Below are 11,443 nucleotides of genomic sequence, written 5' to 3' on the forward strand. Positions count from 1 at the left end.
CGTCCGGGTGGCGCGGGGCTTTTTTTGTGTGGAAATCCAATGTTTGAGGGGTAACGGTATGAAAAAAATCGGATTCGACAACAACAAATATCTGGAACTTCAGTCGCAGCATATCCTGGAGCGCATCTCGCAGTCGAACAACAAGCTGTATCTGGAGTTCGGCGGCAAGCTGTTCGACGACTTTCACGCCTCGCGCGTGTTGCCCGGCTTTGCGCCGGACAGCAAGGTGAAGATGCTGCTGCAGCTCAAGGACAGTGCGGAGATCGTCATCGTCATCAATGCGGCTGATATCGAAAAGAACAAGGTGCGCGGCGACCTGGGCATCACCTACGACCTGGACGTGCTGCGCCTGATCGACGCGTTCCGCGGCATCGGGCTGTATGTGGGCAGCGTGGTGATCTCGCAGTATGCGGGCCAGGCCGCGGCGGACACCTTCAAAAAGCGGCTGGAGCACCTGGGGGTGCGGGTGTTCCTGCACTACCCCATCGCAGGCTACCCTTCCAACATCCCCCTGATCGTCAGCGACGACGGCTACGGCAAGAACGAATACATCGAAACCACCCGCCCATTGGTGGTGGTCACCGCGCCCGGCCCGGGCAGCGGCAAGATGGCCACCTGCCTTTCGCAGCTCTATCACGAGTTCAAGCGCGGGGTCAAGGCGGGCTATTCCAAGTTCGAGACCTTCCCGATCTGGAACCTGCCCCTCAAGCACCCGGTGAATCTCGCCTACGAGGCGGCTACTGCCGACCTCAACGACGTCAACATGATCGACCCGTTCCATCTGGAGACCTACGGCAGGACCACCGTCAATTACAACCGCGACGTGGAGATTTTCCCGGTGCTCAACGCCATCTTCCAGAAGATTTTCGGCGAAAGCCCGTACAAATCTCCCACCGATATGGGGGTGAACATGGCCGGCTTCTGCATCACCGACGACGAGGCGGTGTGCGAGGCCTCGCGCCAGGAGATCATCCGCCGTTACTACCATGTGCTGTGCGACCAGCGCACCGGCCGCGCCGAGTCGGATGCGGTGTACAAGCTGGAACTGCTGATGAATCAGGCGAACGTCGCCACCTCCGACCGCCCGGTGGCCGCCGCGGCCTGCGCGCGCGCCGAGGAGACGGGGATGCCCGCCGCGGCCATCGAGCTGCCAGACGGCGCCATCATCACCGGTAAGACATCCTCGCTGCTGGGCGCATCGTCGGCCGTGCTGCTCAACGCGCTCAAATATTTGGGCGGCATCAGCCACGACATGCATCTGATCTCCCCGATCATCATCGAGCCCATCCAGCACCTCAAGGTGGATCATCTGGGCAACCACAACCCCCGCCTGCACACCGACGAGACGCTCATCGCGCTTTCGATGAGCGCCGCGACCAACCCCACCGCCGAGCTCGCGATGAAACAGCTCGAAAAGCTGCGCGGCTGCGAGGCGCATTCTTCGGTCATCCTGTCACAGGTGGACAATTCGATGTTCAAAAAGCTGGGGATGAACCTCACCTGCGAGCCGCAGTATCAGACCAAAAAGCTCTACCACAAGTGAACAGGACGAGAAAGCGCCCCTGGACGGCTGTCCGGGGGCGCTGTTGTTTGTGTGCTCCGATCAGGAGTAGACATCCTTGGGCGAGGGGTTGGCCACCACTGTGACCGGGTCGGTATCCTTCTCGCTCGGGTGCAGCAGGCGGCCCATCACCACAAAGCGCTGGGCGCGGTTATTGAACCCGCCGTACTTATAGGTACAGGTGGACAGGGTGAGGATTTTATCGCTGCCCGTCACACTCACGTCAAAGTTGAACAAAGAGCGGCTCTTGGCCTCGTTCACGAGCTGGTTGAACTGCGCGTTGCTGGTGAAGTTGGTGCGGATGTAGTCGAAGTTGCGCCAGTCCGAGAGATAGAACACCGCGAACACCTTGAACACCATCTCATCCTCGGGGGTGGTCAGGTAGAGGTACGGGTGCTCGGTGGCGTATTCGATGTCGTCGTATTTGAGCAGCCGCGCGAAGCGCTCGCCCTGCTCGTCGTCGTCGTTGAGGTTGTGCCCATAGATGATGGTGTTTTTGCCCAGCGACGCGCGGTTTTTCACGGTGTTGCGGTAATCCGCGAAATAGCAGCCGGAGAGATTGAACTTGCCGTCGTTGTCCAGCCGCTCATATTTTTTGTTGCCGGTGGGGTCCTGGAACACCACATCGTCCATGGTGGTGTCGGGGATGCGGAACCAGGCGACCGCCTCGGGGTTTTTCTCCTGATATTCCTGGATCTTGTCCACAATATTGGTGTCGGGCTCCACCGGGGTGTCGTTGGTGATGCCCTCGGGCTCGGTCAGCGGGTTATAGAACGGGTATTCGCTCGCGCTGGATTGCGGTTCTTCCTCTTCCGGCGCGCTGGATTCCGGCTTCTGGGAGCAGGCGGCGAGCGTCATGGCCATGACTGCGGCCATCAAAAGGCTGAGAAGTCGCGTGCATTTGTTCATATGGGGTAACCTCCAAAGTGAAGAATTGCGCGTACAAAACATGCCGGGCCCGCCTCGGTCCCAACAGGAACCACACATGGCCCGTGGCCTCAGTGGGCCCCGAGCCTTTGTGTTTTACGCTGTCCGCTTTTGTCTGGTGCTCCGGCGGGGTTACGGGCGCTGGGCGCCCCCCGCGCAGACGATGCCTCTGCCGGCGTCGACTGTGACCGCGGTGCCGGATTTTAAAATGGCGGTGGCATGTTCCGCTCCAACAATCACCGGGATATCCAGTGTCATTCCCACGATAGCGGCGTGCGAGTTGAGCCCCGGCGCTTCGGTGATGATGCCGGAAGCCTTTTTGAGCAGCGGCAGAATATTGTTGGAGGTATGCGGCATTACCAATATATCACTATCCTGAAATTTGGTCAATGCTTCTTCCTCATTCTTTGCGACACAGATATTGCCAAACGCGCTGAGCTTGTTCGCGCCCGCGCCCGAAACCAGCACGTCGCCCACCAGATGCACCTTGAGCAGATTGGTGGTGCCTGGGATGCCCAGCGGCACGCCGGCGGTGATCACCACGATGTCGCCGCTCTTCACCAAGTTGGCGCCCTGGGCCATGTCCACCGCGTGCTGGAACAGCTTGTCGGTCGTCTCCTGCTCCTCAATCAGCAGCGGGGTGACACCCCACGAGAGGTTCATCTGGCGGTAGACCACCGGGTCGGGGGTGCCGCCGATGATCGGCACCGACGGGCGGTATTTGGAGATCATCTTGGCGGTGTTGCCCGATTTGGTCACCGTGATGATGGCGGCCGCACCCAGGTCGTAGGCGGTGGTGCAGGTGGCGTGGGAGATCGCGTTGGTCACGTCCTCGCGGACGTTGGCGCTGTCCCGCTTGATGAAGCGGCCGCGGTAGTCGATGTCATCCTCGGCGCGCTCCGCGATGCGCGCCATGGTGCGCACCGCTTCGATCGGGTAGAGCCCGGCGGCCGTTTCGCCCGAGAGCATGATCGCGCTGGTGCCGTCGTAGATGGCGTTGGCCACGTCGGTGGCCTCGGCGCGGGTGGGGCGGGGGTGCTTCATCATGCTGTCGAGCATCTGGGTGGCAGTGATCACCTGCTTGCCCGCCGAATAGGCCTTTTTGATGAGCATCTTCTGCACCACCGGCACATCCTCCAGCGGGATTTCAACCCCCATGTCGCCGCGCGCGATCATTACGCCATCGGAAACATGCAGGATGTCGTCGATGTTGGCCACCCCTTCGGCGTTTTCAATCTTGGCGATGATGCGGATGGTGTGGCAGTTCTTGCTGTCGAGGATTTTTCGCACCTCGAGGATGTCGTCGGCTGAGCGGGTGAAGGAGGCCGCGATGAAGTCAAAGCCCTGGTCGATGCCCCAAAGGATGTCGGAGCGGTCCTTGTCGCTGATATAAGGCAGCGAAAGGCGCACCCCCGGCACGTTGACCCCCTTGTTGTTGCTGATCGGGCCGCCGTTGACCACCTGGCAGATGATTTCGGTGCCGTTTTCCACACTGAGCACCCGCAGCTCAATCAGGCCGTCGTCCAGCAGGATACGGGACCCCGCGTCCACGTCGCCGGGCAGGCCGGCGAACGAGATGCTGGCCCTGGCGGAATCGCCCTCGATCTCCCGCGTGGTGAGGGTGAACACCTCGCCCGCGGTCAGCTCCGCCTTGCCGCCCTGGAACTTGCCCAGGCGGATCTCCGGCCCCTTGGTGTCCAGCAGGGAAGCGATCGGCAGGTGGAGTTCCTCGCGCAGGCTGCGCAGGATCTCCAGCTTCTTCAGGTGCTCCTCATAGCTTCCGTGGGAAAAATTGAAGCGCGCCACGTCCATACCGGCGAGGATCAGCTCGCGGATGCGCTCTTCGCAGTCGGTCGCAGGGCCCAGCGTGCAGATAATTTTTGTTTTTCTCATAGCAAACCACTCTTTCTTATTTGGCCTGGGGCAGCCGCCCCTGCGGGCGCTTCTTCGGCCCGCTGTTACCATCTGTTTCCATCATCTGTCCAGTATAAGGGGAAACGCTTCAAAATGCAATCAAAATCCTGTTAAAATTGCCCTCAAGCGTCCGCTTTTCCTTGTTAGTATGCCCGTTGCGCCGGGGAGTCCGGCGCGGTTTGTGAATTTTTTGCAAACTGGGTTGCATGGCAAGGAAAATTGTGCTATTGTATTGCTGTACTAGATGAGCTAATACAGATAATACACAAGAAGAAATGGTTAAACTGTTTTTATCGCAAGCATTTGTAAGGAGGTGACGGGCGTGTTTGTGTTGGACCTGCAAAGCCGGATCCCGATCTATGAGCAGATGAAGCAGAAGATCACCGAGCTGGTGATGCTCGGCGTGCTGCAAACGGGCGAGCAATTGCCCAGTGTGCGCAGCTTGGCGCGGGAACTGGGGGTCAACCCCAACACCGTGCAGAAGGCGTATCAGGAGCTGGAGCGGGAGGGTGTCGTCTATTCGGTCACCGGGCGGGGCAGCTTTGTGGCGGATGTGGAAAGCGGGGGCGGCGCGGTGCGCCGGCACGCGCAGGAGCAGCTGCTGGAAGCGCTGCGCGGCGCGCGCATGGCGGGGCTGGCCCGCTGCGACGCGGTACAATGCGTCGATGAGATTTACAGGGGGGACGGAACGAATGATTGAAGCAAACGGGCTCACCAAATATTTTGACGACATCGCCGCCCTGAAGGGGATGACAACCCGGATTCCGGCCGGTTCGATCTACGGGCTGGTGGGGAGCAACGGGGCGGGTAAATCGACCTTTTTGCGCCTGCTTGCGGGCGTGTACCGGCCGGATGAGGGCGCCATCGCGGTGGATGGCGCGGAGACCTACGAAAATCCGGCGGTGAAGGACCGCATCTTTTTCTTGGCCGACGAGCTCTACTTTTTCCAAAACGCCACCATGGATCAGATGGCGCGGTTTTACAGCGGCCTGTACGGAAGCTGGTCGCAGGAACGCTACCGGCAGATGTGCGTCACCTTCCCGATCCATGCGGAGCGGAAGATCAACACCTTTTCCAAGGGGATGCAGCGGCAGGCGGCGATCATATTGGCGCTGTCGGCTCAGCCGGATATCCTGCTGCTCGACGAGGCGTTCGACGGGCTCGACCCGGTCATCCGGGGCCTGGTGCGCAAAATCCTCGCGGAGGATGTCGCGCAGCGCGGGGCCACGGTAATTATCGCCTCACACAACCTGCGCGAGCTGGAGGACCTGTGCGACCAGGTCGGCGTGCTGCACGGCGGACGCATCCTGTTCCAGCGCGACATCGACGACCTGAAGCTGGGCTTCTTCAAGGTGCAGTGCGCGTTCCGCCCCGCCAAGGAGCGGGAGGACTTTGCGGGGCTCGACCTGCTGCAATTTGAAAGCCGGGGCAGCCTTATCAACCTGATTGCGCGCGGCGCGCGCGAGGAGATCCTCGGCAAGATCGAGGCGATGGGTCCGCTGTTCGTCGAAACGGTCCCCCTGACCCTCGAGGAGGTATTTATTCACGAAATGGAGGCGGTCGGCTATGACTACAGCAACATCCTGTTCTAGCAGCGGCAAGTTCCGGCATATGGTTGAAAACGCCTTCCGCCGCGCCGCGCCGTTGGGCATTTTCTATGGGGTGCTGATGTTCCTGCTGTTTCCGCTGATGTACCTCATCACCCTGTTTTCCGTCCCGCCGGCCGATTATGCCGCGGTCAACGGCGGTTTCCTGATGGGCAGTGTGCGTTTTTACGGCTATTCGGGCGCGTACACCGGCGGCTCGGGCGTGTTGCTTGCGCTCATCTGCGCGTTCATGCCGATCGTGTTCGGCTCCATCCTGTTCTCCTACCTGCACAACAAGCGCGCCACCGACGTGTACCACGCGCTGCCGATGCGGCGCGAAAGCCTGTTTGCAGCCAATTACCTCGCGGGCCTCACCCTGCTGTGGGCGCCGCTTGTGCTCTGCTTCGGCGTCATTCTGATGGCGGGCGGCTTTTGCACTGCGATCCTCGGCAACCTCTACCATCCGCTGGCCATTTTGGGCGACCTGGCTGGTTGGATGATCGTGACCGCGGCGATCTACACCATCACCTGTGCGGTGGCGGTGCTGGCGGGCAACACCTTCGACACGGTGATGTTTTCGCTCGCCTTCTGCGGCATGTATCCGGTCATCCTGTTTTTCGCCAAGCTGGTGGTGGAGGGGGAGCTGCTCGGCTTCAACGGCTGGAACGGGGGACTGATGGATGTCGGCAACATGATGGCGCTCTCCCCTTTCACGCTCATGGGCTACCGCCTGACCCGCAGCACGGCCAATGAAACCAACTTCTTCGAGATGATGAAGGTCGAGAGCTTCTCCTTCTACTTTTGGGCGGAGATCGCCTGGCTGCTGCTGACAATCGGCCTTTACTTCGGCGCGGTGTGGCTCTACAAGCGCCGCAAGAGCGAGAGGGCGGGGCGAACCACCGCTTCGTCGCTGCTCAACATCGTGGTCAAATATGTGGTCACTTTTGTGTTCGGCGTGGCGTTTGGCCTGCTGCTGCGCGCCACCTTCGACATGCGCTGGATGCTCACTGTCGGCACGGTGATCGGCGGTGCAATCGCCTACACCGTCTTTGAGGCGGTGGCGGCGCGCGGCTTCAAGACCTTCCCCCGCGCATTCGCGCAGATGGGGATTTCGGTGGGGCTCACGGTGGTCTTTGTCAGCGTGGTGTTGACCGGCTGCTTCGGCTTTGAAACCCGCGTCCCCGCGCTTGACGCGATCGAAAGCGTCACCGTCAACTACAACGGCCGCTATGGGATGCGCTACTTCTACGACGAGCTGGGCCGTTCCCGCTACGACCTGAACGACGAGCTGGCGTTGGCGCGCGGCAGCGTGGTGCTCACCTCTCCCGAATCGATCGCGGCGGTGCGCGAGCTGCACCTGAGCACCATCGACGACCTGCGCGGCCTGGGCGACCAGCTGTCGATCGAATGGGAAAGGAGCGCGAACTTCGGCCCTACCATCACCTACAAGCTGAAGAACGGCCGCACCCTCAGCCGCAACTACCGCCAATGCTCCCTCGAGACGGCGCAGGGGCTGGCCGCCCTGGAGAACGACGAGCAGTTTGAGCGCCAAACCAACCCGGCCTTCCTGCTGCATGCGGGCGAGCTGGAGGGGATCACGGTGACCAACCGGCTGTATCTCGGGGAATATTTCAAGGCGCTCGACACCGCGGGGCAGAAGGAGCTGCTGGAAGCCCTGCAACAGGATATTTTGGCCGAGCGGCTGGAGGACTCTGCCAGCGGGACATATGAAGCGGTGGGGTACCTGCGGCTGGAGGCCAAGCGCGATGCGCTTCAAGCCGAAACGATGGTGCCGGAGAACACCGACCTGCTGATCACCGCGCAGTATACCAACACCCTGGCGTTCCTGCAAGCCAACGGCCTGACCGACCGGATGGAGCTCGACCCTGAACAGATCACCCGTGCGGCGGTCTGCCGGTACAGCAAAAACTTTTCGGGCGTCGGCGACTACACAGGAGTCTACGCTTACGCCGATCCGTACGGCGGGGTGGTGCGCAGCTACGACATCATGCCCGACGAGGAGGATTCCTACTATGATGGCAAGTACCGGGGCGAATGGATGCTGGTGACCGACCCCGCGCAGGTCGGCGCCCTCTACCGCGCGGCGAAAAACATCGGCCCCATGGCGCTGGATGAGGAAGGCAAAAGCCAAACCTATCAGGTCTATTTTGAGTACGGCGACGAACAGAAGGCGCTGTGCCTCATCGTCGACCCGTCGCAGATGCCCGCTGGGCTCGCTGAGAGCTATGAACAGTGGATGGGCGAGAGCTGGGACGGCGAGGTCGTGACGGCACAGGCCGTGTATTGAATCGAGGTGTGTGCTATGAAGCGATGGAGCATTGTTTTAGCGGCGCTCGCATTGGCGCTGCTCACCGGGATAAGCGCCCCGGCCGGGGCTTCGGCCCAACATGGGCTGTCCGCCAAGGGGCCGGTCATTCTGATGACCAGTATGGAAGCGGGCGGCGCACAGCCCGCCTGACGATGAAAAGCGGGAGCCCGGCACATGCTGGGTCCCCGCTTTTTGGGCGTGATTGGCCCCTTATTTTCTGTTTTCTTCTGTAAAATAAATTGCAGTTTACATGCCCGCAGGCTTCGACAAAACCGCCTGTTTGCGCATAAGGTGGGCTGTCCGCTTCATATAGTGTAGCATCACAGATGAAACGAGAGTGATCTTGCATTGAAGCATTTGTGGAGCCGTTCGGTATTTACCCTGGCAATCCTGCTGGGGGTGTCGCTGACCTCACTGTTCTATACCGCGTCGCGCGTTCAACGCCAAATTCCGGTGCAGTCTGCCGACGCCAGCTTTTCAGAGGGCGCGTCCTCCCAGCCGGAACCGACGGAGGACACGGTGACGCTGCCGATCGCCATGTATCATCACATCCTCAAGGAGCAGTCGCGCCTCAACAAATACACCATTTCCCCGGATGAATTCCGCCAGGATATGGAATATCTCAAGAAAAACGGCTACACCCCCATCACCATGACCGAGTTGATCGCCTGGAGCAAGGGGGAGGGTATCCTGCCCGAAAAGCCGGCCATGATCACCTTCGACGATGGCTATGAAAGTTTTCACGAATACGCCTACCCCATCCTTCAGGAGTACGGGTTCAAGGCGGTGATCTCGGTGGTGGGCAAGTATACTGACCTGTACTCCGAGACGGATGACCACCACATCCGCTATTCCCACTGCACCTGGGAGCAGCTCAAAGAGATGCAGGACAGCGGGCTGGTGGAGGTGCAGAACCACACCTACAACCTGCACGTCAATGCAAACGGGCGGCACGGCTCGCACAAAAAATCGGGGGAGAGCGACGAGGCCTACCGCAAGGTGCTGTTAGAGGATGTGGGAAAGCTCCAGGAGGAATGCTACGAATACCTCGGGCGATACCCCAACACCTTCACCTACCCGTTCGGGCAGATCAGCAAGGAGGCGCTGCCCATCATCAAAGAGATGGGGTTTCAGGCGGCGCTCATTTGCCAGGAGAAGTTCAATCACCTCACCGGAGATCCCGAAGAGCTCTTCCACCTCAACCGGATCAACCGCCCACACGGCAGTTCGCTGCAATCCCTGTGGGAAAAGGCGCGGGCGGAGGAGCAGAAAAAGAAATAAAACTCCATACGCCTATATACACCACGAATTTGTCAAAAGTTGTGTATATGAAGTTTTTTGTGCATGTGTGCCGTCCCGTCAGAGACGGCACATAGCCGCGTCTCAACTGTTTTTCACGCATCTGGCCGCGCAGCGAAGGTATAAAAAAGACTGCCGCTCAGTTGAAACGGCAGTCTTTTCTCTTTTATATTAGGTATCAGTTCAGCGTGCGCGCAAATCCTTTGTAGCGGGTGCCTTGAAAGGTGAGCCGGCCTTGGTCGCCCTCGACCAACTGGCCATATTCCGCGCCAGACATCGAAAACTCCATCCGGTCCCCGCTTGGAACCTCAAAGGTGACATAATAGGTGGTCGAGGAGGTGGTGTGGTCCATCGCCATATTGTCCCCGTTGTGGTGATGATGGACGCTGACATCGGCGCGCTTGCTGCGCACCACCGCATCCACTGTGAGAACTGGGGAATGGTTGTTTTTGTTCCATTGGGCTGCGCCGCGCACAGCTGAAACCAGAATCATGCCAAAGACCAGCACAAAGCCGATGATAACGATGACGGGGATGATGGAAAACGCAGCGCCGAACGCGCCGCCGCCAAAGGGATCGTAGGGGGACATGGGATCGCCTCCTCTTTTTATAGTTCGCTCAGGTCGAACGGGGTATCCTGATAAACGAAGTAGTTGAGCCAGTTGCTGTAGAGCAGGTGCGCGTGGCTGCGCCACAGGTGCGGCACCGCGCGGGCCGGGTCATCCTGCGGGAAATAGTTGCGGGGCAGTTGGATGGACAGCCCCTTATCCACATCGCGCCGGTATTCGCCCGCCAGTGTGTCGCGGTCGTACTCCGAGTGGCCGGTCACAAAAATCTGGCGGTTGTCGCGGCTCGCGATCAGATAGGGGCCCGCCTGATCGGAGTAGGAGAGCAGCTCCAGCTGGGCATCCGCGAGGATGTCCTCCTGCCGGATACCCGTGTGCCGCGAATGCGGCGCGACGAACACCTCGTCGAACCCGCGCATTAGCTTGTGGCTGGGCGACAGATTGTAATGGGAGAAGATGCCGAACATCTTTTCCGGCAGCGGAATTTTGGGAATGCCGTAGTGGTAGTAGAGCCCCGCCTGCGCGCCCCAGCAGATGTGAAAGGTCGAGTAGACGTGGGTCTTGCTCCACTCCATGATGGAACACAGCTCCGGCCAGTAATCAACCTCTTCAAAGTCCATCTGTTCCACCGGCGCGCCGGTAATGATGAGGCCGTCAAAGCGATCGTCCTTGACATCCGCAAACGTCTTGTAGAATTTGAGCAGGTGCTCGGCCGGCGTGTTGCGCGAGGCGTGCGTCGCGGTGAGCAATAGCTCCACATCCACCTGCAGCGGCGTGTTGGAAAGCAGCCGCAAAAGCTGTGTCTCGGTCTCAATCTTTTTGGGCATCAGGTTCAGGATCGCGATGCGCAGCGGACGGATATCCTGGTGCGCCGCGCGGTCCTCGTTCATCACAAAGATGTTTTCCTGCTCCAATATCCGGCTGGCCGGCAGGGTGTCGGGGATGTTGATGGGCATGGAGCCGCCTCCTGTCGTTCAAAAAACTATTCTTATTATATCGGTGGCCCCCCTTTTTTTCAATAGAGATGTGTTTTTTTCGCGAAAGCTAAACTTTTTTGCCAAAAAAGGTATTGACAAAGGGGGAGGGGCGTGGTAATATAAATAAGCTGTCCGACGGGGTGAGCGAAAGCGAGCCAGAAGCATTGAAAAAAAGTGCTTGACAAACAGTAGGGCGGTGTGGTAAGATAAGAAAGTTCCACTCCTGACGGGGCGGGGCGCTTACCAGAACGGAACCTTGAAAATTGAACAACATTCGGTTTTGAA

The 11,443-nt window shown here is 59.6% G+C and carries 11 protein-coding genes; 6 read left to right on the plus strand and 5 right to left on the minus strand.

What is annotated here, in order from left to right:
* The first annotated feature begins 58 nt into the window (after positions 1-58).
* Positions 59-1,543, plus strand: coding sequence for a DUF1846 domain-containing protein (locus tag H8711_RS06720; protein WP_249282701.1), 1,485 nt, complete (start codon positions 59-61; stop codon positions 1,541-1,543).
* A 60-nt stretch (positions 1,544-1,603) separates the two neighbouring features.
* Here H8711_RS06720 and H8711_RS06725 read toward each other — a convergent pair whose 3' ends face one another.
* Both H8711_RS06725 and pyk read right to left on the minus strand, forming a co-directional pair.
* The gene (locus H8711_RS06725) at positions 1,604-2,470 is read right to left on the minus strand and encodes a class B sortase (protein ID WP_249282702.1); all 867 of its coding nucleotides are present in this window, start codon (positions 2,468-2,470) and stop codon (positions 1,604-1,606) included.
* 150 nt (positions 2,471-2,620) lie between these two features.
* Entirely contained in the window at positions 2,621-4,381 is a 1,761-nt protein-coding gene (gene pyk, locus H8711_RS06730) for a pyruvate kinase (protein ID WP_249282703.1), read from the minus strand.
* Positions 4,382-4,724: 343 nt separating this feature from the next.
* Between pyk and H8711_RS06735 the strand changes: the two genes are divergently transcribed.
* From H8711_RS06735 to H8711_RS06755, 5 genes are all read left to right on the plus strand, one after another.
* Positions 4,725-5,102 carry a GntR family transcriptional regulator gene (locus H8711_RS06735; RefSeq protein WP_249282704.1) on the plus strand — a complete coding sequence of 126 codons (378 nt, stop codon included), beginning with the start codon at positions 4,725-4,727 and terminating at the stop codon, positions 5,100-5,102.
* Entirely contained in the window at positions 5,095-5,994 is a 900-nt protein-coding gene (locus H8711_RS06740) for an ABC transporter ATP-binding protein (RefSeq protein ID WP_249282705.1), read from the plus strand. The genes H8711_RS06735 and H8711_RS06740 overlap by 8 nt, the downstream gene beginning before the upstream one ends.
* The gene (locus tag H8711_RS06745) at positions 5,969-8,296 is read left to right on the plus strand and encodes a hypothetical protein (RefSeq protein ID WP_249282706.1); all 2,328 of its coding nucleotides are present in this window, start codon (positions 5,969-5,971) and stop codon (positions 8,294-8,296) included. Before H8711_RS06740 ends, H8711_RS06745 begins: the two co-directional genes overlap by 26 nt.
* A gap of 15 nt (positions 8,297-8,311) precedes the next feature.
* Positions 8,312-8,467: a hypothetical protein gene (locus H8711_RS06750; RefSeq protein WP_249282707.1), complete on the plus strand. Its 156-nt coding sequence runs from the start codon at positions 8,312-8,314 to the stop codon at positions 8,465-8,467.
* A 198-nt stretch (positions 8,468-8,665) separates the two neighbouring features.
* Entirely contained in the window at positions 8,666-9,598 is a 933-nt protein-coding gene (locus tag H8711_RS06755; protein ID WP_249282708.1) for a polysaccharide deacetylase family protein, read from the plus strand.
* A 196-nt stretch (positions 9,599-9,794) separates the two neighbouring features.
* Here H8711_RS06755 and H8711_RS06760 read toward each other — a convergent pair whose 3' ends face one another.
* From H8711_RS06760 to H8711_RS06770, 3 genes are all read right to left on the minus strand, one after another.
* The gene (locus H8711_RS06760; protein WP_249282709.1) at positions 9,795-10,205 is read right to left on the minus strand and encodes a DUF2500 domain-containing protein; all 411 of its coding nucleotides are present in this window, start codon (positions 10,203-10,205) and stop codon (positions 9,795-9,797) included.
* A gap of 17 nt (positions 10,206-10,222) precedes the next feature.
* Positions 10,223-11,137 (minus strand): homoserine O-acetyltransferase MetA, encoded by a 915-nt coding sequence (metA, locus tag H8711_RS06765; RefSeq protein ID WP_249282710.1) that lies wholly within the window; start codon positions 11,135-11,137, stop codon positions 10,223-10,225.
* Between the two features lie 88 nt (positions 11,138-11,225).
* On the minus strand, positions 11,226-11,443 hold a 218-nt coding region (locus tag H8711_RS06770; protein WP_249282711.1), incomplete at its 5' end, for a hypothetical protein.

It is taken from the genome of Ligaoa zhengdingensis (genome assembly GCF_014384885.1).
Taxonomy (GTDB): Bacteria; Bacillota; Clostridia; order Oscillospirales; family Ruminococcaceae; genus Ligaoa; species Ligaoa zhengdingensis.

Coding starts and splice junctions, on each gene's coding strand:
- H8711_RS06720 (WP_249282701.1), top strand. CDS start 59: ATGAAAAAAATCGGATTCGACAACAACAAATATCTGGAACTTCAGTCG.
- H8711_RS06725 (WP_249282702.1), bottom strand. CDS start 2,470: ATGAACAAATGCACGCGACTTCTCAGCCTTTTGATGGCCGCAGTCATG.
- metA (WP_249282710.1), bottom strand. CDS start 11,137: ATGCCCATCAACATCCCCGACACCCTGCCGGCCAGCCGGATATTGGAG.
- H8711_RS06750 (WP_249282707.1), top strand. CDS start 8,312: ATGAAGCGATGGAGCATTGTTTTAGCGGCGCTCGCATTGGCGCTGCTC.
- H8711_RS06745 (WP_249282706.1), top strand. CDS start 5,969: ATGACTACAGCAACATCCTGTTCTAGCAGCGGCAAGTTCCGGCATATG.
- pyk (WP_249282703.1), bottom strand. CDS start 4,381: ATGAGAAAAACAAAAATTATCTGCACGCTGGGCCCTGCGACCGACTGC.
- H8711_RS06740 (WP_249282705.1), top strand. CDS start 5,095: ATGATTGAAGCAAACGGGCTCACCAAATATTTTGACGACATCGCCGCC.
- H8711_RS06760 (WP_249282709.1), bottom strand. CDS start 10,205: ATGTCCCCCTACGATCCCTTTGGCGGCGGCGCGTTCGGCGCTGCGTTT.